This window comes from Streptomyces sp. NPDC048349 (assembly GCF_040651925.1).
Classification (GTDB): domain Bacteria; phylum Actinomycetota; class Actinomycetes; order Streptomycetales; family Streptomycetaceae; genus Streptomyces.
Genome location: NZ_JBEZLA010000001.1, coordinates 106,214 through 130,574, shown reverse-complemented (window position 1 = coordinate 130,574; position 24,361 = coordinate 106,214). Strand labels below are relative to the sequence as shown.

The 24,361-nt window shown below is 71.7% G+C and carries 21 protein-coding genes and 1 pseudogene; 8 read left to right on the top strand and 14 right to left on the bottom strand.

What is annotated here, in order from left to right:
- Positions 1 to 14 precede the first annotated feature (14 nt).
- Entirely contained in the window at positions 15 to 1,031 is a 1,017-nt protein-coding gene (locus tag AB0D44_RS00670) for a Cof-type HAD-IIB family hydrolase (protein WP_362582335.1), read from the bottom strand.
- Positions 1,032 to 1,167: 136 nt separating this feature from the next.
- Between AB0D44_RS00670 and AB0D44_RS00665 the strand changes: the two genes are divergently transcribed.
- The gene (locus AB0D44_RS00665) at positions 1,168 to 2,073 is read left to right on the top strand and encodes an LLM class flavin-dependent oxidoreductase (protein WP_362582332.1); all 906 of its coding nucleotides are present in this window, start codon (positions 1,168 to 1,170) and stop codon (positions 2,071 to 2,073) included.
- A gap of 66 nt (positions 2,074 to 2,139) precedes the next feature.
- Here AB0D44_RS00665 and AB0D44_RS00660 read toward each other — a convergent pair whose 3' ends face one another.
- From AB0D44_RS00660 to AB0D44_RS00650, 3 genes are all read right to left on the bottom strand, one after another.
- Entirely contained in the window at positions 2,140 to 5,151 is a 3,012-nt protein-coding gene (locus AB0D44_RS00660) for a tetratricopeptide repeat protein (RefSeq protein ID WP_362582329.1), read from the bottom strand.
- Entirely contained in the window at positions 5,148 to 6,980 is a 1,833-nt protein-coding gene (locus tag AB0D44_RS00655) for an HSP90 family protein (RefSeq protein ID WP_362582326.1), read from the bottom strand. The genes AB0D44_RS00660 and AB0D44_RS00655 overlap by 4 nt, the downstream gene beginning before the upstream one ends.
- 140 nt (positions 6,981 to 7,120) lie before the next feature.
- Positions 7,121 to 7,660: an RNA 2'-phosphotransferase gene (locus AB0D44_RS00650; protein WP_362582323.1), complete on the bottom strand. Its 540-nt coding sequence runs from the start codon at positions 7,658 to 7,660 to the stop codon at positions 7,121 to 7,123.
- Between the two features lie 133 nt (positions 7,661 to 7,793).
- Here AB0D44_RS00650 and AB0D44_RS00645 point away from each other — a divergent pair, with 133 nt between their 5' ends.
- Positions 7,794 to 8,570, top strand: a complete 777-nt coding sequence (locus AB0D44_RS00645; RefSeq protein ID WP_362582320.1) for an aquaporin — start codon at positions 7,794 to 7,796, stop codon at positions 8,568 to 8,570.
- Between the two features lie 91 nt (positions 8,571 to 8,661).
- On the opposite strand, the gene AB0D44_RS00640 is transcribed toward AB0D44_RS00645, so the two are convergent.
- The 4 genes and pseudogenes from AB0D44_RS00640 to AB0D44_RS00625 form a co-directional block, all read right to left on the bottom strand.
- Positions 8,662 to 9,582: a MerR family transcriptional regulator gene (locus AB0D44_RS00640; RefSeq protein ID WP_362582317.1), complete on the bottom strand. Its 921-nt coding sequence runs from the start codon at positions 9,580 to 9,582 to the stop codon at positions 8,662 to 8,664.
- 10 nt (positions 9,583 to 9,592) lie between these two features.
- Positions 9,593 to 9,823: pseudogene (locus AB0D44_RS00635) on the bottom strand (metal-dependent hydrolase); the annotation flags it as partial.
- 89 nt (positions 9,824 to 9,912) lie between these two features.
- Positions 9,913 to 11,712 (bottom strand): SDR family oxidoreductase, encoded by a 1,800-nt coding sequence (locus AB0D44_RS00630; RefSeq protein WP_362582315.1) that lies wholly within the window; start codon positions 11,710 to 11,712, stop codon positions 9,913 to 9,915.
- Positions 11,709 to 12,536, bottom strand: coding sequence for a M24 family metallopeptidase (locus tag AB0D44_RS00625; RefSeq protein ID WP_362582312.1), 828 nt, complete (start codon positions 12,534 to 12,536; stop codon positions 11,709 to 11,711). Before AB0D44_RS00625 ends, AB0D44_RS00630 begins: the two co-directional genes overlap by 4 nt.
- 216 nt (positions 12,537 to 12,752) lie before the next feature.
- Here AB0D44_RS00625 and AB0D44_RS00620 point away from each other — a divergent pair, with 216 nt between their 5' ends.
- From AB0D44_RS00620 to AB0D44_RS00600, 5 genes are all read left to right on the top strand, one after another.
- A complete protein-coding gene (locus AB0D44_RS00620; RefSeq protein ID WP_362582309.1) occupies positions 12,753 to 13,742 on the top strand; it encodes an ABC transporter ATP-binding protein in 990 nt (329 codons plus the stop codon).
- The gene (locus tag AB0D44_RS00615; RefSeq protein ID WP_362582306.1) at positions 13,732 to 14,619 is read left to right on the top strand and encodes an ABC transporter permease subunit; all 888 of its coding nucleotides are present in this window, start codon (positions 13,732 to 13,734) and stop codon (positions 14,617 to 14,619) included. Before AB0D44_RS00620 ends, AB0D44_RS00615 begins: the two co-directional genes overlap by 11 nt.
- A complete protein-coding gene (locus AB0D44_RS00610; protein ID WP_069921115.1) occupies positions 14,616 to 15,527 on the top strand; it encodes an ABC transporter ATP-binding protein in 912 nt (303 codons plus the stop codon). The genes AB0D44_RS00615 and AB0D44_RS00610 overlap by 4 nt, the downstream gene beginning before the upstream one ends.
- A 14-nt stretch (positions 15,528 to 15,541) precedes the next feature.
- On the top strand, positions 15,542 to 16,261 hold the full coding sequence (locus AB0D44_RS00605) for an ABC transporter permease (protein ID WP_362582303.1): 720 nt from the start codon (positions 15,542 to 15,544) through the stop codon (positions 16,259 to 16,261).
- 81 nt (positions 16,262 to 16,342) lie between these two features.
- Positions 16,343 to 17,005, top strand: coding sequence for a rhomboid-like protein (locus tag AB0D44_RS00600; RefSeq protein WP_362582300.1), 663 nt, complete (start codon positions 16,343 to 16,345; stop codon positions 17,003 to 17,005).
- On the opposite strand, the gene AB0D44_RS00595 is transcribed toward AB0D44_RS00600, so the two are convergent.
- Positions 17,002 to 17,658: a response regulator transcription factor gene (locus tag AB0D44_RS00595; RefSeq protein ID WP_362582298.1), complete on the bottom strand. Its 657-nt coding sequence runs from the start codon at positions 17,656 to 17,658 to the stop codon at positions 17,002 to 17,004. The two genes, AB0D44_RS00600 and AB0D44_RS00595, sit on opposite strands and share 4 nt — an antisense overlap.
- Before the next feature lie 10 nt (positions 17,659 to 17,668).
- Positions 17,669 to 18,655 carry a histidine kinase gene (locus tag AB0D44_RS00590; RefSeq protein ID WP_362582296.1) on the bottom strand — a complete coding sequence of 329 codons (987 nt, stop codon included), beginning with the start codon at positions 18,653 to 18,655 and terminating at the stop codon, positions 17,669 to 17,671.
- Between the two features lie 163 nt (positions 18,656 to 18,818).
- Here AB0D44_RS00590 and AB0D44_RS00585 point away from each other — a divergent pair, with 163 nt between their 5' ends.
- Entirely contained in the window at positions 18,819 to 19,352 is a 534-nt protein-coding gene (locus AB0D44_RS00585; RefSeq protein WP_362582293.1) for a hypothetical protein, read from the top strand.
- 137 nt (positions 19,353 to 19,489) lie between these two features.
- Here the strand turns inward: AB0D44_RS00585 and AB0D44_RS00580 are convergent, their stop codons facing one another.
- The 4 genes from AB0D44_RS00580 to efeB all read right to left on the bottom strand — a co-directional run bounded on the left by AB0D44_RS00580 (position 19,490) and on the right by efeB (position 24,358).
- Entirely contained in the window at positions 19,490 to 20,302 is an 813-nt protein-coding gene (locus tag AB0D44_RS00580; RefSeq protein ID WP_362582290.1) for an HAD family hydrolase, read from the bottom strand.
- On the bottom strand, positions 20,299 to 21,576 hold the full coding sequence (serS, locus tag AB0D44_RS00575; RefSeq protein WP_362582287.1) for a serine--tRNA ligase: 1,278 nt from the start codon (positions 21,574 to 21,576) through the stop codon (positions 20,299 to 20,301). The genes AB0D44_RS00580 and serS overlap by 4 nt, the downstream gene beginning before the upstream one ends.
- 526 nt (positions 21,577 to 22,102) lie before the next feature.
- The gene (gene pheA / locus AB0D44_RS00570) at positions 22,103 to 23,038 is read right to left on the bottom strand and encodes a prephenate dehydratase (protein WP_362582284.1); all 936 of its coding nucleotides are present in this window, start codon (positions 23,036 to 23,038) and stop codon (positions 22,103 to 22,105) included.
- 42 nt (positions 23,039 to 23,080) lie between these two features.
- Positions 23,081 to 24,358 carry an iron uptake transporter deferrochelatase/peroxidase subunit gene (gene efeB, locus AB0D44_RS00565; RefSeq protein ID WP_362582281.1) on the bottom strand — a complete coding sequence of 426 codons (1,278 nt, stop codon included), beginning with the start codon at positions 24,356 to 24,358 and terminating at the stop codon, positions 23,081 to 23,083.
- Positions 24,359 to 24,361: the final 3 nt, after the last annotated feature.

Here is a 24,361-nt window from a genome sequence, read left to right as displayed (position 1 = left end):
TCCCGCGAGCCGATCTAGTCGCGCGAGCCGCTCCAGTCCCGCGAGCCGCTCCGGTCGTGCGGACCGCGCCAGGCCTGCGGGTCGCTCCGGTCCTGCGGGTCGCTCCGGTCCTGAGGGTCCTGGGGTGCCTGCCCCGCGGGGCGCTTGTGCTGCCGCTGGGCGATCAGGTCGGCCAGGATGCGCTCGATGACGACGGCGACCCCGTCCTCGTTGTTGGCGGTCGTACGGCCGGAGGCGGCCGCGATCACATCCGGGTGGGCGTTGCCCATCGCGTAGGAGGTGCCCGCCCAGCTGAGCATCTCCACGTCGTTGGGCATGTCCCCGAAGGCGACGACCTCGGCGGGGGAAATGCCCCGCTCCGCGCAGCACAGCGCCAGCGTGCTCGCCTTGGAGACTCCCTGTCCGCTGATCTCCAGCAGGGCGGTCGGACTGGAGCGGGTGATCGAGGCGTACTCTCCGGCCGCCGAGCGGGCCAGGGCGAGGAACTCGTCCGGGGCCAGTTCGGGGTGGTGCGCGAGCAGCTTGAGTACGGGGGCGGCGCTCTCGTCCATGTCCTGCGCGAGCAGCTTCTCGGCGACCGCGACATGGGCGCCGGGGTCCTTGAAGAAGGGCGGGTACGCCGGCTCGTAGTTGATGCCGGTGGTCAGCTCGACCGCGAAGGAGGTGCCGGGTGCCGCGTTCCGCAGGGCGTCCACCACGGTTCGGGCAGCAGCTCGGGGAAGGGCTCTGACCTGGACGAATTCCCGCCCGGCGTGCAGATCCACGACGGCCGCGCCGTTCGCGCAGATCGCGAGGCCGTGGCCGTGGACGTGGTCGCTGACCACATCCATCCAGCGCGCGGGCCGTCCTGTGACGAAGAAGACCTCGATGCCGGCCTCCTCGGCGGCGGCGAGTGCGGCCACGGTGCGCAGCGAGACGGACTTGTCGTCGCGCAGCAGGGTGCCGTCGAGGTCGGTGGCGATGAGCCGGGGAGTGGGGAGGGGCCCGTCCGGGCACTGGGGAGCCGAGGTCACCGCCCCATCTTCGCCCATCACCCGCGACCGGCCGGACCACGGTGGGTCGTCTCGTCTCCGGTCCGCCCGTGTTTCACGTGAAACACGGGTCGCCCCGTCCCGGGGGCCGCTCGTGTTTCACGTGAAACATCGGAACCGACGTAGTCTCGAACGCATGAGTTTGCGTCTGAGCACGGTGATCCTCCCGGTACGGCGATGGCACGAAGGGGGCCGCGATCAGTGGGTCCGGGCAGATCAGCTGGGGTTCCACACCGCCTACACCTATGACCACCTGTCCTGGCGGAGCTTCCGCGACGGGCCGTGGTTCGGAGCCGTGCCCACCCTGACCGCGGCGGCCGGGGCCACCGATCGGGTGCGTCTGGGGACGCTGGTCACCTCGCCGAACTTCCGCCACCCCGTGACCCTCGCCAAGGAGCTCATTACCTTGGACGACGTCTCCGGCGGCCGCGTCACCCTCGGTATCGGCGCGGGCGGCAACGGCTTCGACGCGACGGCGCTGGGCCAGGAGCCGTGGAGCCCGCGCGAGCGGGCCGACCGGTTCGCCGAGTTCGTCCCGTTGCTGGACACGCTGCTGACCGAGGGCGCGGTGAGTTCGCAGGGCGCCTTCTACTCCGCGGAGGAAGCCCGCAACTTCCCCGGCTGTGTGCAGCGGCCGCGCCTGCCGTTCGCGGTGGCCGCCACGGGCCCGCGCGGCCTGCGGCTCGCCGCCCGGCACGGGCAGGCCTGGGTGACCACGGGTGACCCGAAGCTCTTCGAGGACGGCACGCCCGAGCAGTCGCTGGAGGCCCTGCGCGGGCAGGTCGGACGGCTGGAGAAGGCCTTCGCGGAGGCCGGGCGCGAGTTCGGGCCGATGGAGAAGATCCTCCTGACCGGCTTCACGCCCGAGCGGAACACGGTGCTCGAGTCCGTGGACGCGTTCGTCGACTTCGCGGGCCGTCACCTCGAGCTGGGCTTCACCGAGCTCGTGATCCACGCGCCGATCCCGGACTCCGACTTCGCCGCGGACGAGTCCGTCTTCGAGAAGATCGCCCTGGAGGCGCAGGCCCAGCTGAACGGCTGATGCCCCGCTCCGGCGGTCGTCGCCGCCACCCCTCGGCGGGGGCGGCGACGACCGGCCGAGCCCGGTTCAGGCGGTGAGCTGCGCGTACAGGCGCTCGGCGGCCGGCAGGAGCCAGTCGGGCACCTCGCTCTCGGGCATCGCCTTGACCTCGTCGATCAGTGCGGCGACCCGTGCGGCTCCCGCATCCGCCTGGCCCCGTTCCTGCTCCGTCCACGCAGCATTGTTCACGCACTGCAACCGGTCCCGCAGGTGGTCCGGGCCGAGCTCCGCGTAGGCGGAGGCAGCCCGGTCCCAGAGGTCGATCTCCTCAAGACGCAGCGCCTCGATCTCCGCCTCGCCCAGCGGTTCCGGCGCCCCCTCGCCTTCGCCCCCGCGCTCGCCCTCCTGCTCGCCCTTGTCCTCCTCCTCGTCCTCGTCCTCGTCGAAGTGTTCCGTCTGTGCGGTGACGTGCCGATCGAGGACCTGGGCCAGTTGGTGCCAGGTCTGGGCCAGCTCGGCCCGCAGGTGCGCAGCCCCGGGATCCTCCGCCAAGGCGGCCTCCAGGACGCCGGTCGCCTCGTCCATCAAGGTCCGGGCCCGCGAAACGGCCGGGTCGGTGACGGCCGCGCGCAGCCCCAGCCAGGCCAGGGAGCGCAGCACACGCACCTCGGCGACCGGCTCCTCCCCGGTCAGACGGTGCAGTTCGAGGGCCCGCTCGTAGGCTGCGACCGCCTCCGTGGTCAGCCCCGCGTCGGACAGGGTGTCGGCCGCCGACTGGGCGAGGCGGGCCTGCGGCCGCGGATCCTCCCATCCCTTGGCCGTCTCCGCCGCCAGCAGGAACTGTTCCGCCGCCGGCCGGAGCTCGTTCAGCCGGCGCAGCAGATCCCCCAGGAACTCCCGGGCGGAAACGACCTGCTCCTCGCCGTGCTCGAGCAGATCGGGCAGGGCGGACTGCAGCACCTCCGCCGCCTCGGCGGTCCGCCCGTCCTGCGCATACGCCCGGGCGAGGACCAGCCGGACCTGCGCCCCGCCGTCGGCGGTGAGCCCGGCCTGATCGAACCAGTGGGCTCCCGTCAGCGCGTGCTCCGCGGCCTGCGCCGCCTCCCCCCGCCGCAGCAGGATGTCCGCGAGCGTCAGCCGTACGACGCCCTGCGCATCGGCGTCGGTCACCTCGGCGGCGTGCTCCAGTGCGGAGCGCGCCGCCTGCTCGGCCTCCTCGGGCCGGTCCAGCCGCAGCAGTACCCCGGCCCGGAGCACCAGCGCGTCCACCGCCTGCCACGACCGGCCCGCCGCGACCGCCCGTACCGCGGCAGCCGCCAGCAAGGTGACGGCCCGCTCCGGGTCGCCCTGGGACAGCGCGATCCGTCCCAGCATCTCCTCGGCCTCCGCCGCGAGATCCGCCGCGTCGGCCTCGTGGTCGACGATGAACGCGGTCAGCTCGGCCGCCAGCTCGACGTGACCGTGCGCGTGCGGCGCATCCCCCGGGGTCTCGAGCGAGCGCAGGTACGACTCCACGCGGATCGCCGTCAGTTCGGCGAGCGCGAGCCGACGGGCGCGCAGCGGCTCCGTGGGATCCAGCGACTGCGCCGCCCGCAGGGCCGCCGCGAGCAGCCTCCTGATCTCCGCGGGTGCGGCGCCCGACTGCGCGGCCACGCTCGCCAGCCGCAGGTCGGCCAGCGCCGCGCGCTCGGGCCGGCCGAGCGCCCGGTAGCCCTCGCGCACCGCCGTCAGCAGCTCGGGCGCCTCCACCGCACCCCGCTTCGCCGCGGCCAGTGCCCGGTGGTCGGCCAGGTCGGCCGCGACCAGCGGGTCGGCGTCCGGCTCCGCGGATGCTCGTACCGCCACCTCGTCCCACAGCGCATCGGCGCCCGGATGCCCCAGGTCACGCGCCCGTCGGGCACGCTCCACCAGCTCGGCGAACCCGGCGGGCGCCGGGGCCGACGGCGAGGGAGCGGCGGGAGCGGCGGCGTCGAGGGGCTGCCCGAGCGGCGCACTGCGCACCCCGAGCGGGAGGTGGCCGACCACGGGCTCCCGACCGATCCGCGCCAGGAACCGGTCCGAGACCCGGGTGGTCCCGTTGCGGGCGTCGAACTGCAGGGCGATGCCGAGCGCGCCCGAGTGCAGCACCGCGTACAGCTCGGAGACGGTGTGGGGCGTGCCGGCGTACGGGACGGCCGGGCTCTGCCCGTGTCCCAGCTCGACGAGCCGCCGCAGCAGGACGAGGATGCCGCCGTGGAAGGCCAGCTGGTCGTCGGCATTGGCGAGCGGACCGACGTGGGAGGCGTGCTCGGCCAGGATCTCCAGGCCGCGCGATTCGTTCCCGGTCAGCGCGCAGAACTCGATGTGCTTGGCGACCGACGGCAGCAGGCTCTCCTTGCCGCGGGCCAGGCGGTAGCCGCGCAGATGGTGCGAGCGGGCCTCGTCGGACCGGCCGAGCCGCAGCAGCGGCAGCAGCGAGGTGGCCAGGATCCGGTGCGGCTCCTCGGCGCAGGAGTTCTCACCCGCCAGTACCGGCGCCCAGATCTCCAGGGCCCGGTCGTCGTGGCCGCGCAGGACGGCGTACTGGCCCTGGCCGTTGAGCTCGCAGGCGCGGCAGTCGCTCATGTCGTCGCGCTCGGCCGCCAGCCAGCGCTCGAAAGCCTGCTCCGCCCGCTCGTCGTCGCCGCTCGCGTCGGCCAGCCACAGCTCGGCTTCCCGTACGGGCCGCTCGCTGTAGCCCGCGATCCGGTAGCGCCGCTCCATCTCGTCCAGCCAGCCGGCGGCCGACGCCAGGGGAACCCCGGGGGAATCCGCAATGGCCGAGGCCACCCACTTGAACTGCCAGAACAGCGAGTGCGCGTCCCATTCGGAGAAGGCGCCGGGTTCCTTGTCGTACTCCTGCAGCAGCCGGGCGAAGGGCACCAGCAGCTTCGAGGACTCGGAGCTCCACAGATAGGCGTTGATCAGGTTGTCCAGGGTCTCCCGGAACAGCGCGCGGTCGCCGTTCGCCTCGGCGGCGGCGACCAGCGCCTCGGCGTGCGCGTTGCGGGCGGTGCCGCCCGGGGCTTCGCGGTTCTCCGCGAGTCCCTGCTCGATCTCCTGGCGGGTCAGCCTCGTCACTTCGGGTCTCCCTGGTCTCCGGTGGAGTGGGTCGCCCATTCCAGGAGCCCGAGGAAGGCCCGGTTGAGCAGGGTGGAGTCGGCGGGACGCAGCGGCCGCTGGGACATAAGGAGGGCCTGCCCGTAGAGCGATTCGACGGCGGTGCCCGTCAGCGCCTGGTCGGGGAGCGCGGAGATCCGGCGGACGAGCGGGTTGTTGTGGTTGAGGACGAGGCGGGCGCGGGGCGCGGAGCCGCGCAGCGCGCCCAGGATGCCGGTCCACAGGGAGTCGGCGCTCTCCAGTGCGGCGGTCCGGTCCCGCTCCTGCCGTGCCTGCCGGTCGTCGAGGTAGAGCGCGGGGACGGAGACGGGCTGGAAGGCGCGCAGCACCACGTCGCAGCCCTGCGGCTGCAGGCGGGTGCGTGCGGTGGCGAGGAAGGGGGCGAGTGCCAGTTCGGCGGAGGTGGGCACCGGGTCGAGCCGCTCGGTGACGGCTCCGGCGTCCAGCTCGCTGACCTTCAGACCGGGCCGTACGGACGGCAGCAGGGCCAGCAGGTCCGCGTCGTAGGTGTAGCCGGCGTTGATGATGCCGAGGCCGTGGGCCGCGGCGATCGGGGCGATCTGGCGGAACTCCTCCACGGTGCGCGTGAAGTGGACCTCGGTGTGGGCGGCCGCGAACTGCTCCAGGTTCATCGGTCCGTCACTGGTCTCGAACGGCAGCCAGGGCAGCATCAGGCCGAGCAGCTCGGGGTCGTGCCGGGCCATGGACTTCACACCGAGGTGGTGGACGCTCAGGAAGGCGGCCAGCCGCTCCGGGTCGCTCGCCGCGAGCTCGGCGAGCCAGCTGCGGACGCGGGCACCGAGGGCGTCCCGTACGGCGGCCAGGGTCTCGTCGTCGTACAGGTTCTCGCGGGAGGCGGTCGGCCGCAGCGTGTCCGTGTCGAGGACGGCCCGGACGAAGAACGCCCAGTCCGGCAGCAGGTTGTCGGCCCGGTCGGTCAGCAGCATGCCCTTGAGGTGGACGCGGTGTCCGGCGCGGTGGGCGGGGCTGGTCGGCTCGGGCAGGACGTACGCCACGCCGCGCACTCCGGCGAGCGGCAGGTCGAGGTCGATGCTGTCGAGGGGGGTGAAGCCGAAGACCTCCGCGCAGTGCCCGGCGAGGGCGACGCGCCGCGCAGCGGGGGTGGCGAAGGGCCGGTCCCACACGGCGGGTCGGTCGGTGACGGAACGGGGTTCGCCGCCCTCGCCGTCGTGGAAGGTGACGTCGTAGGGCAGCAGGGAGCCGTAGTCGCGGGCCAGTTGCTCGACCTTGGCCGGAACGGTCCATTCGTCGGCGCCCGGGCGGGCCTCGAGGACGACGGTGGTACCGGGCTCCGGGCGGGCCTCGTGCGGCAGTTCGCGCACGGTGTACGAACCGTCGTCCGTGGCCAGCCATTCGACGGGCGCGGCCAGGGGGTCGCGGGCGGAGCGGGTGACGACGCGGATCTGGCGGGCCACGACGAAGCAGGCGAGCAGGCCGATCCCGAACTGGCCGAGGAACTCCCGACGGGCCGCCTCCAGCCCGTGCTCGCCGCCCCGCTTGGAGCTGCGGCCGATGGTGGCGAGGAGCGAGTGGGCCTCGGCGGCGGTGAGGCCGATGCCGCTGTCCTCGATGGTCACGCGGCCGCCGGAAGCGGTCAGCCTGATGCGGACCACGGCCTGCGGGTCGAGGGTCTGACGGGCGGTGACGGCGTCCACGGCGTTCTGCAGGAGCTCGCGGACGTAGACGCGGGGGCTCGAGTAGAGGTGGTGGGAGAGCAGGTCGACCAGGCCGCGCAGATCGACTTGGAAGGTGTGGGGTGTGGACGTCATGGGGCGTCACCTCGCGTACGTACGGGATGGTTCGGCGATCGCGAGGTCCCCCCCTCACAGATCCCGGAGTGGGCAACAGATTAGGCGGATGGTCCGACAATCGCGGTGCGAATTCCCGCCCGGAGGGCAGGCCCGACGTCCTACGGGAAGCGCAGGAACCGGGGCGGTACGGCGTCCACGAGCCACACCCCGTTGGCGCTGATCCGGAAGACGTGCCCGGCGGCGCGCATCGCCCCTGCGTCCACGCTGAGCACCACGGGCCGGCCGCGTCGTGCGCCGACCCGGGTCGCGGTCTCCCGGTCGGGGGACAGGTGCACGTGGTGGCGGGCCATCGGGCGCAGGCCCTCGGCGCGGATCGAGTCCAGCGCGGCGGCGACGGTGCCGTGGTAGAGGTACGCGGGCGGATCGGCTTCCGGAAGACCGAGGTCCACGGCCACCGTGTGGCCCTGGCTGGCGCGGATCCGGGTGCCGTCGACGGCGAAGCGCTGCTTGTCGTTGGCGGCCACGACGTGGTCGAGCTCGGCGCGGCTGAAGGCGAAACCGTGGGTGGCGGCCGCGCGCAGCAGGTCGTCGATCTCCACCCAGCCGTGGGCGTCGAGCACCAGTCCGATGCGTTCCGGCTGATGCCGCAGGTGTTTCGAGACGTATTTGGACACTTTCACGGTGCGTCTGTCGTCCATGGCCCCAGCGTGCCCGGTCGGGCGGCCTTCCGGCAGCGATTTTCGGGGTGGCGACGGTGGTGGACACCCTCTACCACTATTCCAAGATACGGAATACATTTTCCGCTGCCACTTCTGCCCAGGGGGAGAAACCATGACAGCCCATACCTCTCTGCCACGCCGTGCGGCTGCCGAGCTGATCGGCACGGCCGGTCTTTTGGTGGTCGTGATCGGATCCGGGATCCAGGCCGCCGCGCTCAGCCGCGACACCGGTGTCGCCCTGATCGCCAACTCGGCCGCCTCCGCCATCGGCCTCGGCCTGATCATCACCCTCTTCGGGCCGCTGTCCGGTGCCCACCTCAACCCGGTGGTCACCCTCACCGCCTGGTGGTCCCGCCGTACCGGCGGGGAGGGGGTCGACGGCCGGGAGGCGCTGGTCTACGCCGTGGCCCAGACGGCCGGGGCCATCGGCGGGGCGGTCCTCGCGGAAGCCATGTTCGGCCGGACCCCCGGCACGTTCGCCACCCAGGTGCGCGACGGCGGCCACCTGCTCGTCGGCGAGGTCGTCGCCACCGCCGGACTCGTCCTCGTCATCCAGGGCCTCGGCCGCATCGGGCGCCCCAGGCTCGTCCCGGCCGCCGTCGCCGCGTACATCGCCGCCGCGATCTGGTTCACCTCCTCCGGCTCCTTCGCCAACCCGGCCGGCACCATCGGGCGCAGTTTCACCGACTCCTTCACCGGCATCGCCCCGCAGTCGCTGCCCGGCTTCGTCGCGGCCCAGCTGATCGGCGGGATCCTCGGAGTGGCCCTGGCCGGGCTGCTGTACGGGACCTCCCGGTCGGTGAAGCCCCTGCCGGTGGAGACCCTGGCCGGGCCCGGCCCGGTGGAGGGGACGACCTCCGCCAAGGCCGCGTACGAGGCCATCGGCTGAGCTGACAGCCCCTGTTGCCCACAGGAAAACGGCACTTGTCCACAGCCGTTTGGGCTGGTTTTGACGGCAAACGAGTGATCCGCCCTGTGGACTACCGACCGGGCTTCGCCCGGCGCGCCAGATCGTTCATCGTCCGGGCCTGGAGCTCCCGCTCCGTCGCGGCCCGGACGAACTCCGCCACGTGTTCGGGACCGACGAGGTCCTGCACCGCCCGTACCGTCCCGGCCGGGAGCGCCACCGGTGAGGGGCCCGACGGCTGCGGGGGCCCGCCCGCTCCCAGGTGCCGTTGCAGGTGCCGGGTCGCGAACAGCCGCATCGCCCGCGCCAGCTCCGCGTCCACGGTCTGCTGAGCCAGCGGCCGCAGCCGCCGCACCATCGTCGCGGCCTCCGCCGCGTCCGTGTCCGTCGGGGGCACCTGCCCGAGGTAGCGGGCGAAGACGTGCTCGGTGGTGAACTCCAGGAACCGCGAGGCGATGTGCTCCACCTGCCCGCGCAGCTCCCGCAGGTGCCCGGTGATCGCCGACAGCGGTACTCCGGCCGCGTACAGCTCGGCCGCCACCGCCAGCTCCTGGGGCGAGGGCACCAGGAACTGGTCCGGGCGCCCCGGGATCCGCTCCAGCACCCCCAGTTCGCAGGCCTCGTCCACCGCGGCGTCGTCGGGCTTGCCGCCGAAGCGCTCGTTCAGCTCCTCCCGGCTGATGCGGGCCGCCTCCTCGTCGGTCCACGGCCCCTGCACTTCGGCGACCAGGCCGAGTACGCCGCCCAGCCCGCGCCCGGCGTCCCAGGCCTCCAGCAGTTCCTTGATGGAGGCCAGGGTGTAGCCGCGGTCGAGCAGGTCCGCGATCTGGCGCAGCCGCGCCAGATGCGTGGCCCGGTAGACGTTGGAGCGGCCCCTGCGCTCCGGCTTCGGCAGCAGACCCCGGTCCTGGTACGCACGGATCGTGCGCACCGTCGCCCCGCTGTGGTGCGCCAGATCCTCGATCCGGTACTCGGCTACCGCCTGATCGGACAATCCCGGCTCCCTACGACATCGCGGCTCGGCCCACCGCGCCCGCCGCGGCCCGGGCGGCGGGTGACGCCGCCGGGTACTCGACCGCCCTGCGCAGCGAGCCCTCCTGCGAGGGATGGTACGACCGCCGGAAGGAGCGGCATATGGCCGTGCCGAGCTCTCTCCACGTGGGCAGCAGAACCTTGGCAACCACCCGGTTGTGTCCGCGGAGCGAATGGCGCAGCAGACCGCCCGGCTCGGGGTCGGCGGTGGGCTCATCGGATGTCCGGTGCAGCGGTGTGGCCCTCCGGTCGAAGGCCACCCGGCGCGGGCTGATCACGTACGAGCCGGCAGTCACAGCTTGGGCTCCAGCCTCGCGAGGCGCCTGAGGGCGCGCGGGGCGAAGCGGGACATCCACAGGGCCCCCTTGGACTCGGGAGTCACCGGCACCACGGCCTCGTTGCGGACGACGGCCCGAAGGATCGCGTCGGCTACCTTCTCCGGCGGGAAGTTGCGCAGCCCGTACAGCCGCGAGGAGCGTTCCTGACGGCGCTTCTCCTCGGCTTCGTCCACTCCGGCGAAGCGCGAGGTGGTGGTGATGTTGGTGTTCACGATGCCGGGGCAGATGGCGGAGACACCGATCGACTTCGATGCGAGTTCCGCGCGCAGGCACTGCGACAGCATCAGGACCGCGGCCTTGGAGGTGCTGTAGGCGGGCAGGGTTCTGGAGGGCAGGTAGGCGGCGGCGGAGGCGGTGTTGACGATGTGCCCTCCCTGGCCGCGCTCGGCCATCTGCCTGCCGAAGATCCGGCAGCCGTGGATGACGCCCCACAGGTTGACGTCGAGGACCTTCTTCCAGTCCTCGGCGCTGGTGTCCAGGAAGGCCCCAGACAGGCCGATTCCGGCGTTGTTGACCAGGACGTCCACGATCCCGTACTCCGCGGCCACCTTCGCCGCCAGTTTCTCCATGGCCTGCTCGTCGCTGACGTCCGCACACTCGCCCCAGGCCTCGGGCGCGCCGATCAGGCGGGCCATGTCCGCCGTACGCGCCGCGCCCTCGGCGTCCCGGTCCACGGCCACCACCCGGGCTCCGGCCTCCGCGAAGGCGAAGGCGGTGGCCCGGCCGATGCCGCTGGCCGCGCCGGTGACCAGGACCAGCTGGCCGCCGAAGCGGTCGGCGTACTTCCCCGGAGCCTTCTGCTCGGGTGCCCGCGCGGCGGGCTCTTCCCGGGCGGTAACGAAATCGGTGATCCACGCGGCCAGCTGGTCGGGCCGGGTCCGGGGCACCCAGTGCTTGGCGGGCAGCGTGCGGCGCACCAGGTCCGGGGCCCACAGCTCCAGGTCGTCGTAGAGCCGCTCGGACAGGAAGGCGTCCCCCGTCGGGGTGATCAGCTGCACCGGCACGTGGGCGAACGCGTCCGGACGGGGCCGGCGCAGGCGGGGCCGCACGTTGTCGCGGTAGAGCCAGGCCCCGTGCGCCGCGTCCGAGGGCAGGGAGGCCGTCGGGTAGGAGCCGGCCGGAACCTTCTCCAGCCGCTCGAGGAGCGCCGGCCAGCGCTTGCCGAGCGGCCCGCGCCAGGCGAGCTCCGGCAGCACGGGCGTGTGCAGCATGTAGACGTACCAGGACTTCACACCCTGGCCCAGCAGCTGCGCCGCCCGGCGCGGGGTGGGCCGGGTCATCCGCTTCTTGATCCAGTGCCCGAAGTGGTCGAGGGAGGGGCCCGACATCGAGGTGAAGGAGGCGATCCGGCCCTCGGTACGGGCGACCGTGGCGAACTCCCAGCCCTGTACGGAGCCCCAGTCGTGGCCGACCAGGTGGACCGGCCGGTCCGGGCTGACCGCCTCGGCCACCGCCAGGAAGTCGTCGGTCAGCTTCTCCAGGCTGAAGCCGCCCCGCAGCGGCTGCGGCGCGGTCGAGCGCCCGTGGCCGCGCACGTCGTAGAGCACCACGTGGAAGCGTGCGGCCAGCCGTTCGGCGACCTCCGACCACACTTCCTTGCTGTCCGGATAGCCGTGCACCAGGATCACGGTGGGCTGGGCGGTGTCGCCCAGTTCGGCCACGCACAGCTCCACGCCGCCGGTGCTCACCCAGCGCTCGCGTGCGCCCGCCGGTCCTGCCGTACCCGTTCCGTTCATGCGGTTCGTGCCGCTCATGCCGTCTTCTCCTCAGCCCAGCGCCGCACGTGCGGCAGATCGTCGTCCAGCCAGTACGCGCTCTCCTCGGGGTCCCGGGAGTCGGTGACGACCAGGATCTCCTCGAACTTCGCTCCGGTGCCCCGGAAGCCCAGATGCGGCTCCACCGCCCACAGACCGGGCTGCGGCGGGTGGTCGGAGAAGTGGTAGGGGCTCCACAGCGGGGACCATCCCTCACGGTGCCCGTGCAGGGCGTCGGAGGCCAGCCCCTTCAGGGACTGGGTGCCGAACCCGAACGCCGTCGGGGACCAGCGCCGCTCCTTGACCCGGTCGATCTTGTGCGCGATCACGCCGAAGGGGTAGGCGCGGTGCCGGTTGGCGTACCCCTGCCGGGTCATCAGCCGCTCGACGTTCTCGTAGATCTCGCGCAGGGAGCGGCGCTCCCGCACCTGCTCCAGGATCAGGGTGCGGTGTGCCTGCAGATCGGACATGAGCCGGTCCTGCACCGGATTGAGTCCGAGGCTGCCCGAGTATCCGATGTCCGCCGCGTACCCCTTGTAGACCGGCGCCATGTCGAGGATGAAGGGCATCCCCGGCTCCAGCTTCCGGTTCGTCGGGAAGAACTGCAGCGGGATCCGGAAGTTCACGAAGGCGGTGCGGTCCCCGAACCAGGCGAACGGCAGGTGGAACCAGTCGCGCACCCCACGCTCGCGCAGCCACTCCCGCTGCATCCGCGCGGCCTCGCGCTCGGTCATCCCGGGGCGCAGCTGTGCGGCGACGGTCTCCGCGCACTCGTAGGAGAGGCGCTGCACTTCCCTGAACCCGCGAAAATCGTCCCCTGCCATGGTCAGCACCCGTCTCGGTCGCCGTACGTACCCGTAAGTTGACACTGATGAATGTGACAATGACTGGAGATCACGTCAAGGGCCGTGCACAGACCTGTGGACAAAGTCGGCCGCTCCCCATCAGCCTCCCGTAAGGGCGTGTACGCCTGAAGGCTGAGACCGGATCCAGCTCAAGGTCTGACGATTCGCGGGAGCTGCGCCACTAACGTCGAAGCCGTGACTGTCATCGCGACCGAAAGCCTGAGCAAGCGGTACCCCCGAGTGACCGCCCTCGACCGGCTCTCCCTGGACATCGGGCCTGGTGTGACCGGCCTCGTGGGTGCCAACGGAGCCGGCAAGTCCACGCTGATCAAGATCCTGCTGGGACTGTCCCCCGCCACCGAGGGCAGCGCCGCCGTGCTCGGCCTCGACGTCGCCACGCATGGCAGCGCCATCCGTGAACGCGTCGGCTACATGCCCGAGCACGACTGCCTGCCACCCGACGTCTCGGCCACCGAGTTCGTCGTCCACATGGCCCGCATGTCTGGGCTCCCGCCCACCGCGGCCCGTGAGCGGACCGCCGACACCCTGCGCCACGTGGGGCTCTACGAGGAGCGCTACCGCCCCATCGGCGGCTACTCCACGGGCATGAAGCAGCGCGTCAAGCTGGCCCAGGCCCTCGTCCACGACCCCCAGCTGGTCCTCCTCGACGAGCCCACCAACGGGCTCGACCCGGTCGGCCGCGACGAGATGCTCGGCCTGATCCGCCGCGTCTACACCGACTTCGGCATCTCCGTCCTGGTCACCTCCCACCTCCTCGGCGAGCTGGAGCGGACCTGCGACCACGTCGTGGTCGTCGACGGCGGCAAGCTGCTGCGCTCCAGCTCCACCAGCGACTTCACCCAGATCACCACGACCCTCGCGGTCGAGGTCACCGACTCCGACGCGCACCCGGACGGCACCGCCGCCCTGCGCAAGGCGCTCACCGGGGCGGGCCTGACCCTGCACGCCGGCGCGGAGCAGGGCCTGCCCGGCGCCGGCCACATCCTCCTGGTGGAGGCCACCGGCGAGGAGACGTACGACCTCGTCCGCGACACCGTCGCCGACCTCGGCATCGGCCTGGTCCGCATGGAGCAGCGCCGCCACCACATCGCGGAGGTCTTCCGCGAGAACGACCAGCCCGCGCGGTCCATCCACCAGAAGGGAGCCGGTTCCGATGGCGCCTGACACCTCGACCCAGATCCACAACATCGGCTACCGGTCCTACGAGGGGCCCCGGCTCGGCCGCGGCTACGCCCGCAAGTCGCTGTTCTCGCAGTCCCTGCGCGGCGCCTACGGGCTCGGCCGGTCCGCCAAGTCCAAGGTCCTGCCGATGATCCTCTTCGCGGTGATGTGCGTTCCCGCGCTGATCCTCGTCGCGGTGGCCATCAACATCCCCGGCTCCACCGACCTGCCGATCAAGTACACGACGTACGCCCTGACCACCCAGGTGGTCATCGGCCTCTACCTCGCCGCCCAGGCACCCCAGTCGGTCTCCCGGGACCTGCGCTTCAAGACCGTCCCGCTCTACTTCTCGCGGCCCATCGAGCGGGTCGACTACGTGGTGGGCAAGTTCGCGGCCATGGCCTCGGCCCTGTTCATCCTCACCGCCACCCCGCTGCTGATCATGTGGATCGGCTCGCTGCTGGCGAAGTTCGACTTCGGTGACCAGACCAAGGGATTCGGGCAGGGACTGGTGTCGGTACTGCTGCTGTCGCTGTTGTTCGCGGGCCTCGGCCTGGTCATGGCCGCGCTCACCCCCCGCCGCGGGTTCGGCGTCGCGGCGATCATCGCCGTGCTCCTGATCCCGTACGGCGCGGTGACCGCCGTCCAGGGCATCGCCTACAGCACCGGGAACACGGGGGCCATCGAGTGGATGGGCCTGTTCTCCCCCATCACCCTGATCGACGGGGTCCAGACGGCCTTCCTCGGCGCCACCACCGCCTTCCCCGGTGGTGAAGGCCCCTCGGCCGGCACCGGCGTCGTCTACCTGCTCGTCGTCCTCGGCCTCATCGCCGGCTCCTACGCCGCCCTGATGGCCCGCTACCGGAAGGCCGGGCTGTGACCATCATCGACATCGACCACACCTCCCGCTGGTTCGGGAACGTCGTCGCCGTCAACGACGTGACCATGCGCATCGGTCCCGGCGTCACCGGCCTCCTCGGCCCCAACGGCGCGGGGAAGTCCACCCTCATCAACATGATGGGCGGCTTCCTGGCCCCCTCCACGGGCACCGTCACCCTCGACGGCACGCAGATCTGGTGCAACGAGCAGGTCTACAAGCAGATCGGCGTCGTGCCCGAGCGCGAGGCCATGTACGACTTCCTCACCGGCCGCGAGTTCGTCGTCGCCAATGCCGAGCTGCACGGGCTCGGCGACGCCGACGCCCAGCGCGCGCTGGCCACGGTCGAGATGGAGTACGCCCAGGACCGCAAGATCTCCACGTACTCCAAGGGCATGCGCCAGCGCGTGAAGATGGCCTCCGCCCTGGTCCACGACCCGTCGGTGCTGCTCCTCGACGAACCGTTCAACGGCATGGACCCGCGCCAGCGCATGCAGTTGATGGACCTGCTGCGGCGGATGGGCGACGACGGGCGCACCGTCCTGTTCTCCTCCCACATCCTGGAGGAGGTCGAGCAGCTGGCCTCCCACATCGAGGTGGTCGTCGCCGGCCGGCACGCCGCCTCCGGAGACTTCCGCAAGATCCGCCGCCTGATGACGGACCGCCCGCACCGCTACCTCGTCCGCTCCTCCGACGACCGGGCCCTCGCCGCGGCCCTGATCGCCGACCCGTCCACGGCCGGCATCGAGGTCGACCTGAAGGAAGGCGCCCTGCGCATCCAGGCCGTCGACTTCGGGCGCTTCACCGAGCTGCTGCCGCGGGTCGCCCGCGCGCACGGCATCCGGCTGCTGACGGTCTCGCCTTCCGACGAGTCCCTCGAGTCGGTCTTCTCCTACCTCGTCGCGGCCTGAAGGAGCTGGCACACATGTATGACCCCACCGTTGCCCGGCTCACCTACCGGGCCCTGCTCGGCCGGCGCCGGGCGCTGATCCTGTTCCTGCTGCCCGCCCTGCTGATCCTGATCGCGATCGCCGTCCGCGCCCTCACGGGTGTGGACGACAAGGTCGCCGCCGACCTGCTCGGCGGCTTCGCCCTGGCGACGATGGTCCCGCTGATCGGTGTCATCGCCGGCACGGGCGCCATCGGCCCCGAGATCGACGACGGATCGATCGTCTACCTGCTCTCCAAGCCGGTGAAGCGGCCGACGATCATCATGACCAAGCTGATCGTTGCGATTGCCGTCACCATGGCGTTCTCCGCGATCCCCACCCTGATCGCCGGCTTCATCCTCAACGGCAACGGGCAGCAGATCGCCGTCGCCTACACCGTTGCGGCCCTCGTGGCCTCGATCGCCTACAGCGCGCTGTTCCTGCTCCTGGGCACCGTCAGCCGGCACGCGGTGGTCTTCGGCCTGGTCTACGCCCTGATCTGGGAATCGCTGTTCGGCAGCCTGGTCTCGGGCGCCAAGACCCTCAGCGTCCAGCAGTGGGCCCTGTCCCTGGCCGAGAAGGTCGCGGGCGAGGGGTACGTCGACGCCACCGTCGGCCTGCCCACGGCAGCCGTCCTGCTCACCGTGGTCACCATCGGTGCCACCCTCTACGCGGGCCAGAAGCTGCGCCGCCTCACCCTGGCGGGCGAGGAGTAGGTCCTGGCGCACTGCCGTACACCGTGCCCCGCCCGGCCCACCGGCCAGGCGGGGCACGGTCTCGCGCGTCATCATCGGTGCATGATCGACCACACCGAGCCCGAGCCGTCCAGGCCCCTGCGGTCCTGGATACGCTCGTCGCCCGGAACGCACATCTGGCTGCTGATCATCGCGATCACCAGCATCATCGTGGTCATCGCCCCCGACCGGCTCGAGCACATCCTGCTCCACCGCAACAGCAGCAATATCCACCAGTTGGTCAAGCACCCCGTCCGGGCGCTCCTCAGCAGCGCCTTCTGGATCGAGAACCCGGCCTCGCTCGCCCTCTACGCCGTGCTCTTCGAGGTGTTCCACGCCCCCGTCGAACGCTGGCTCGGCACCCTGCGCTGGCTCGTGATCGTCACGACCGCCCACATCGTCGCCACGCTGGTCAGCCAGAAGGTCCTCCTGACGGCCATCGAGGAGCACCGCGCCTCGCGCAGCATGACCCATGTCGTCGACATCGGCGTCAGTTACGGACTCGCGGCGGCCGTGGGAGTCCTCACCTACCGGCTCCCCAGCCCTTGGCGATGGCTGTATCTCTCGGGCGCCGTCGCCTTCTTCGGGATCCCCCTCCTCACCGGCGGCACCTTCACCGACCTGGGCCACGCCATCGCGCTGTCCGTCGGCCTGCTCGCCTGGCCGCTCACCCGGCACGTTGTTTCACGTGAAACACGGCCCCTGTTTCACGTGAAACGTGACTAACCGCCGTCCGCTTTCGCCACGCCGTGCTCCCACGCCCACGCGGCGATCCCCACCCGGTTGCGAGCCCCGAGCTTCGCCTGGACGTTCGCGAGGTGGGTCTTGGCCGTCCCCGCACTGATGAACAGCTCCGCACCGATCTCGGCATTGGTGAGCCCCCGCGCCACCAGCCCTACGATGTCCAGCTCCCGGTCGGTCAGGGGATGCGGCACCGGCGCCCGCGATGCAGTGGCGGCCTGACCTCCCTCGGCGATCCTGCTCAGCAGCCGCACCGTGATCTGCGGACTGATCAGCGTGTCCCCCGCCATCGCCGCCCGCACGCCTTCGATGAGCAGCGCCAGCCCCGACCGCTTCAGCAGAAATCCGCAGGCGCCATGGCGCAGCGCGGAGTGCACGTACTCGTCAAGGTCGAAGGTGGTCACCACCACGACCCTCGTCTGCGGTGCCAGCAGCCGGGTCACCTCCAGCCCGTCCAGGCGCGGCATCCGGATGTCCGCCAGCACCACGTCGGGTCGCAGCTCCCGGGCCAGCGCCACCGCCCTCTCCCCGTCCGCCGCCTCCCCCACCACGGTCATGTCCGGCTGTGAGTCGAGGATCAGCCGGAAACCGCTGCGGATGTCCTCTTGGTCATCGGCTATCAGGATGCGTGTGGTCACGCCGCCATGATCACCCGTGAGGGCGCTGCCGTGCCGGAAAGACCGCGCGAACCCGCCATCCGCCGTCCGCGTCCGCTCCGGCCTGCAGCGTCCCGCCCGCCGCCTCCACCCGCCCGCGCAGCCCTGCCAGTCCGGTGCCGCCGCGCCGTCTGCGGGGCAGCAACGCGCCGACGCCGCGTGGGGCCGCCGAGTTGGTCACGCTGACCTCCACGTCCGGCCCGGCCCGGCGTACGCACACCCGCGCCACCGCACCGGGCGCGTGGCGGCGGACGTTCGTCAGGGCCTCGACGGCCACCCGGTACGCCGTCGTGTCCGCTTCGCGCGACAGCTCCCCCACGGCTGCCGGGTCGGCGTCCAGCGTTCCGCCCTCGAACCGGTCCACGAGCGCCGGCAGCTGCGCCAGCCCCGGTACCGGAGCGGTCGGACCGCCAACCGCTTCACGCAGCGCGTGCACGGTGCGGTCCATCGACTCCAGCGCGCTCAGCCCGGCCGCCTCGATCCGCTCCAGCGCACGGACCGCCTGCTCGGGGTCCTGCGCGGCCACGAAACGCGCCGCCTGCGCCTGCACCACGATCGCGGACACATCGTGCGCCACGAAGTCGTGCAGGTCGCGGGCCAGCGCCAGCTGCTGTTCGCGCCGAGCGTCCGTGACGGCCCGCCGCGCCCGGCCCGCCAGGCGGCGCAGATGGCATCCGGCGCCGACCGCGCCGAAGGCAGGCACCGCCCAGAACGCAGCCGCACCCGCGGTCTCCAGCCACGAGCCGTCGGTCCGCACCAGCGGGACCGGCCACAGCATCACCGCGGCCACGCCCAGGGCACCCGTCACGGTCCCGGACCGCACCGGCGACCAGCGGGCCACCAGAGCGAGGAGCGGGAGCAGCAGGCATGCCAGGAGTAGGACCCAGGAGGCGGGCGCCCCCAGGAACGTGGCGCCCATGCAGACGACGGTCGCCGATGCCAGCAACGGTGCATACGCGGCACGCGGGTTCAGGGTCATGGGGCCGACCCTACGAGTGCCCGCCGGGGCCCGGCCATCTGCCGTTCGGCAGAGCCGTCCGCCTCCGAGCCGCGGACGCCCGGCCGATCGGCGGATGGTTCCGGCGGGTCGGCCGCACGAGGCTGGGGGCATCAACCGACGCCCCCGGACAAGGACTTCGACGATGGTTCTGCTCGACACCACGCCCGTCACCGGCGCCTCGCGCCGCATGCGGTTCGCGGCCAAGGCCGCCTCCCTCACCGTGCTGCCCAACTGCGTCTGGCGGCTCGTGATCGCCGTCGGCATTCCGGTGGGCTGGGGCGCGGGCCATGAACTGCACCACTCGAACTACCCGGGCTGGGGGTCCCTCTACCTGCTCGGACTCAGCGCCTTCCAGGAGGCCCTGGGACTGCTCTCCCTCGGCCTCGTCCAGCGCTGGGGCGAGGTCGTACCGCACTGGATCCCGTGGCTGGGCGGCCGACGCATCCCACCGCTCGCCGCCGTGATACCGGCCGCACTGGGCGCCACGGCCGTCACGGGGATCACCCTGATCGGGGCGAGTACATGGAACGACGTCATAGCGGCGAACCCGGACTCGCCGGGAGAGGGCTTCGGCTACTGGTTCTTCACCCTGTCCTACGCGCCACTGCTGCTGTGGGGCCCACTGCTGGCCCTCGTGACCGCGGCGTACTGGCGGCGCCGCCGGATCCACGGCTGACACACGGAAATTCGCTGGTACGGGGCTTCCGGCAGGGGCAGAGTGAGTCGTGCGGGGAGTAACAAAAGGTCCGGGGCAGCCACTTCGAGCGCGCCGTCCGGCGCGGGCTGCCCCGGACCTCTCGTGTGTCGTACGACTCAGGCGGCGCCCAGCAGACGCTCGAGGACCACCGCGATGCCGTCCTCCTCATGGGAGGTCGTCACCTCGTCGGCCACCGCCTTGAGCTCCGCGTGCGCGTTGGCCATGGCCACGCCGTGCGCCGCCCAGCCGAACATCGGGATGTCGTTGGGCATGTCGCCGAAGGCGATCGTCTCCGCCGCCTTTACTCCGAGCCGCCGCGCGGCCAACGAGAGGCCGGTGGCCTTGGTCAGCCCCAGCGGCAGGATCTCCACGATCCCGGGTCCGGCCATCACGATGTCGACCAGGCCGCCCACGGTCTCCCGGGCCGCCTTGACGAGCGTGTCGTCGTCCAGGTCCGGGTGCTGGATGTAGAGCTTGTTCAGCGGGGCCGTCCACACCGCGGCGGTGTCCTCCAGGTAGACGGCCGGCAGCCCCTCCTGCACCTGGTAGCCGGGCCCGAACAGGACCTCGCCGTCCACGCCGTCCCGGCTGGCCGCCAGGGCCAGCGGACCGACCTCGGCCTCGATCTTCGACAGCGCCAGACCGGCGAGCTGCCGGTCCAGCGTCACCGACGTCAGCAGCCGGTGCGCGCCCGCGTCGTAGACCTGTGCCCCCTGCCCGCACACGGCGATCCCCTGGTAGCCGAGATCGTCCAGTATGTGCCGGGTCCAGGGCACGGCGCGGCCGGTCACCACGATGTGCGCCGCGCCCGCCGCGGTGGCCGCGGCGAGCGCTTCACGGGTGCGTTCCGAGACGGTGTCGTCGCCACGCAGCAGCGTGCCGTCGAGATCGGTCGCGACGAGCTTGTACGGGAACGGGGCCGGGCTCACTTGGTGATCGGCTCCAGGACCTCGCGACCGCCGAGGTACGGACGGAGCACCTGGGGCACGCGTACCGAGCCGTCGGCCTGCTGGTGGTTCTCCAGGATCGCAACGATCGTGCGCGGGACGGCGCACAGCGTGCCGTTCAGCGTGGACAGCGGCTGCGTCTTCTTGCCGTCGCGGTAGCGGATCGACAGGCGGCGGGCCTGGAAACCGTCGCAGTTCGAGGCGGAGGTCAGCTCGCGGTACTTGCCCTGGGTCGGGATCCAGGCCTCGCAGTCGAACTTGCGCGAGGCGGAGGCGCCCAGGTCGCCGGTGGCGACGTCGATCACCTGGAACGGCAGCTCAAGGCTGGTCAGCCACTGCTTCTCCCACTCCAGGAGGCGCTGGTGCTCGGCCTCGGCCTCCTCCGGCGCGACGTAGGAGAACATCTCGACCTTGTCGAACTGGTGGACGCGGAAGATGCCGCGGGTGTCCTTGCCGTACGTACCGGCCTCGCGGCGGAAGCACGGCGAGAAGCCGGCGTAGCGCAGCGGCAGCTTGTCGGCGTCGATGATCTCGTCCATGTGGTACGCGGCGAGCGGTACCTCGGAGGTGCCGACCAGGTAGTAGTCGTCCTTCTCCAGGTGGTACACGTTCTCCGCGGCCTGGCCGAGGAAGCCGGTGCCCTCCATGGCGCGCGGACGGACCAGCGCCGGGGTCAGCATCGGGATGAAGCCGGCCTCGGTGGCCTGGGCGATGGCGGCGTTGACGAGCGCCAGCTCGAGCAGCGCGCCCACGCCGGTCAGGTAGTAGAAGCGCGAGCCCGACACCTTGGCGCCGCGCTCGACGTCGATGGCGCCCAGCGACTCGCCGAGCTCGAGGTGGTCCTTGGGCTCGAAGCCCTCGGCGGCGAAGTCGCGGATGGTGCCGTGCGTCTCCAGCACGGTGAAGTCCTCTTCGCCGCCGACCGGGACGTCTTCGTGGACGATGTTGCCGAGCTGGAGGAGCAGTCGCTTGGCGGCTTCGTCCGCCTCGTTCTGCTCGCTCTCGGCCGCCTTGACGTCCTGCTTGAGCTGTTCGGCCTTCTTCAGGAGCTCCGCCCGCTCCTCCGCGGAGGCCTTCGGGATGAGCTTGCCGAGCGACTTCTGCTCATTGCGCAGTTCGTCGAAGCGCATGCCCGAGGACCTGCGGCGCTCGTCGGCGGAGAGCAGTGCGTCGACGAGTTCGACGTCCTCTCCACGAGCGCGCTGCGAGGCGCGGACACGGTCAGGGTCTTCACGGAGCAGCCGGAGGTCAATCACCCCTCCAGGCTACCGGGCTGGGCTTCCTGGGATCACACCGATATCACGCTGCGTGTCGCTATGTCCTAATTGCCGCGAATGGATAACTCTTGACGGCTGGCCGGAAGTGATCCATCTCAGGCGGTCAATAAAAGCGGGCCCATTCCCCGGAAAGGGGGCACATCGGCAGCTGCTGCGCACGGCCTGAGCAGGGCCGGAGCCGTTCTTTGTCCACAGGAATTGCCCGGCCCCACATCTTATCCACAGGCTGTGCGCTCCCTCTGTGGACACGGGAATAGATCATTGCCGTACGGCGGGGAGTCGGAGCGAATCAAGGTTCAAACCACCCTCAGACACTCATTCGGGTGGGAATGACTCGCCCCAAAGAGTTGATCCGCGATACGGGGGTGACGCCGTTCACCTTCCGCTCCTCAGCGCGAAACCTGAGCCCTGCGACCGATTTGTCGACCTTGTCGTGGCACTCTGTCGACTTGTCCCCAGGTCTCCATCTCGGGCTGTGGATAACTCTGTGGACAGTGGACGAAGCTCAGGCCCGGCCGTCGAGGCAGCGCGTCAGCCAGTCGGAGGCGGCCGTGAAATCACCGTCGGAGGTTCCCGGGCGCGGGGTTCGGACGTCACCCTGAGCGACGCCCGCACGCGGATAGGACCCGAGGAAGCGGACCTGCGGGCAGGTGCGCTTGAGACCCATGAGTGCCTCGCTGACGCGGCGGTCGGAGATGTGGCCCTCGGCGTCCACGGCGAAGCAGTAGTTGCCGATGCCCTGGCCCGTCGGCCGGGACTGGATCAGCATCAGGTTGACCCCCCGCACGGCGAACTCCTGGAGGAGCTCCAGCAGCGCACCGGGGTGGTCGTCGCCCAGCCACAGCACGACGGAGGTCTTGTCGGCGCCGGTCGGGGCGGCGGGCCGGGCGGGGCGTCCGACGAGCACGAAGCGGGTCTCGGCGTTCTCCGCGTCGTGGATCTCGGTGACCAGGGGGACCAGCCCGTAGGTGGCGGCGGCGAACTCGCCCGCGAAAGCAGCGTCGAAGCGGCCCTCCTGGACCAGCCGGGCGCCGTCGGCGTTCGAGGCGGCCGACTCCCACGCCGCGTCGGGCAGGTTCGCCCGCAGCCAGTTGCGCACCTGCGGCTGGGCCACCGGGTGCCCGGTGACCGTCTTGACGTCCGAAAGGGAGGTGCCGGGGCGCACCAGCAGCGCGAACGCGATGGGCAGCAGCACCTCGCGGTAGATCATCAGCGGTTCACCGGACGCCAGCTCGTCGAGGGTGGCGGTGACCCCGCCCTCCACCGAGTTCTCGATCGGCACCAGGGCGGCAGCGGCCTCGCCGTTGCGCACCGCGTCCAGGGCGGCCGGGACCGACACCATCGGGACGAGCTCCCGGGTGGCGGCTTCCGGCAGTGTGCGCAGGGCGGCTTCGGTGAAAGTGCCCTCGGGACCGAGATACGTGAAGCGGGTGGCCGACATGCGGTCAGCCTAATGCCGGGCTGCCGCCCGCCGGGGCGCTGTTCACCCTTCGAGCAGCCGCTGCCCCACGTACTCGCCGGTGCGCGGAGCGGGCGGAACCGCGTAGAGGCCGCTGGACTCGTGCCGGATGAAGGCGGACAGCGCGTCACCACGGTCGAGCTTGCGCTGGACGGGGACGAACCCGCGCAGGGGATCGGCCTGCCAGCAGACGAAGAGCAGTCCCGCGTCGGGCGTACCGTCCGCGCCGATCCCGTCGTGGAAGGAGAAGGGACGGCGCAGCATGGCCGCTCCGCCGTTCTGCTCGGGGGCGGAGATGCGGGCGTGCGCGTTGGACGGGATGACCGGCTTGCCGTCGGCGCCGATCTTGTCGAGTGCCATCTCGGTGGTCTCCCCGCCGCCGGTCAGCGGGGCGCCGGTGGCCTTGGTCCGGCCGATCACCTGCTCCTGCTGGGCGAGGGACTGCTTGTCCCAGTCGTCGAGGAGCATCCGGATGCGCCGTACGACGGCGTACGAGCCCCCCGCCATCCATGCGTGCTCGGCGGGCCCCGGGCCGGCCGCGGGCACGAAGATCCGCTTGTCGAAGTCGGGCTCGGAGGGCTTGGGATTGCCGGTGCCGTCGACCTGCCCCATGAGGTTGCGGGCGGTCATCGGGGTAGCGGTGGCACCGGGGGAGCGATTGAAGCCGTTCATCTGCCAGCGGACGCGGGCGGCTTCCCCGGCGTCCTTCTGGAGGGCGCGCAGGGCGTGGAACGCGACGAGCCCGTCGTCCGCGCCGATCTGGACCCACAGGTCGCCGTTGCTGCGCTGGGCGTCGAGCCGGTCGGAGGAGAAGTCCGGCAGCGGGTCCAGGGCAGCGGGGCGCCGGGCGGTGAGGCCGGTGCGCTCGAAGAAGGAGTGGCCGAAGCCGAAGGTGACGGTCAGGGAGGACGGACCGGCGTCGAGGGCGATGCCGGTGTCGTCGGTCGGGGCGGTTTCGCCCGCCATCAGCCGACGGGCGGTCTCCGACCAGCGCCGCAGCAGTGCGGTGGCCTCCGTGCGGCCGGCTCCCGCGGCGAGGTCGAAGGCGACCAGGTGCCCCTTGGCCTGCAGGGGCGTGGTGATCCCGGCCTGGTGGTCGCCGTGGAAGGCGACTTCGGTGGCCCCGAGGGAGGACAGGCGGGCGGCGGTCCCGGAGGCGGACCCGCCCCCGGAGTCGGCGAGCGCGGAGTGCGCGAGGGTCCCGCCGGCGGCGCCCAGCGCGAGCCCGGCGGCTCCTGCGGCCCCGACGGTGCCCAGCAGGCGTCGGCGGGAGATCTCGATGTCGGAATGGCTCTGGGTCACGCG

What these genes read in the sequence shown, in the direction of transcription:
- AB0D44_RS00670 (WP_362582335.1), bottom strand. Translation starts at nt 1,031, where the DNA reads ATGGGCGAAGATGGGGCGGTGACCTCGGCTCCCCAGTGCCCGGACGGG.
- AB0D44_RS00665 (WP_362582332.1), top strand. Translation starts at nt 1,168, where the DNA reads ATGAGTTTGCGTCTGAGCACGGTGATCCTCCCGGTACGGCGATGGCAC.
- AB0D44_RS00655 (WP_362582326.1), bottom strand. Translation starts at nt 6,980, where the DNA reads ATGACGTCCACACCCCACACCTTCCAAGTCGATCTGCGCGGCCTGGTC.
- AB0D44_RS00650 (WP_362582323.1), bottom strand. Translation starts at nt 7,660, where the DNA reads ATGGACGACAGACGCACCGTGAAAGTGTCCAAATACGTCTCGAAACAC.
- AB0D44_RS00645 (WP_362582320.1), top strand. Translation starts at nt 7,794, where the DNA reads ATGACAGCCCATACCTCTCTGCCACGCCGTGCGGCTGCCGAGCTGATC.
- AB0D44_RS00630 (WP_362582315.1), bottom strand. Translation starts at nt 11,712, where the DNA reads ATGAGCGGCACGAACCGCATGAACGGAACGGGTACGGCAGGACCGGCG.
- AB0D44_RS00625 (WP_362582312.1), bottom strand. Translation starts at nt 12,536, where the DNA reads ATGGCAGGGGACGATTTTCGCGGGTTCAGGGAAGTGCAGCGCCTCTCC.
- AB0D44_RS00615 (WP_362582306.1), top strand. Translation starts at nt 13,732, where the DNA reads ATGGCGCCTGACACCTCGACCCAGATCCACAACATCGGCTACCGGTCC.
- AB0D44_RS00605 (WP_362582303.1), top strand. Translation starts at nt 15,542, where the DNA reads ATGTATGACCCCACCGTTGCCCGGCTCACCTACCGGGCCCTGCTCGGC.
- AB0D44_RS00600 (WP_362582300.1), top strand. Translation starts at nt 16,343, where the DNA reads ATGATCGACCACACCGAGCCCGAGCCGTCCAGGCCCCTGCGGTCCTGG.
- AB0D44_RS00590 (WP_362582296.1), bottom strand. Translation starts at nt 18,655, where the DNA reads ATGACCCTGAACCCGCGTGCCGCGTATGCACCGTTGCTGGCATCGGCG.
- AB0D44_RS00585 (WP_362582293.1), top strand. Translation starts at nt 18,819, where the DNA reads ATGGTTCTGCTCGACACCACGCCCGTCACCGGCGCCTCGCGCCGCATG.
- pheA (WP_362582284.1), bottom strand. Translation starts at nt 23,038, where the DNA reads ATGTCGGCCACCCGCTTCACGTATCTCGGTCCCGAGGGCACTTTCACC.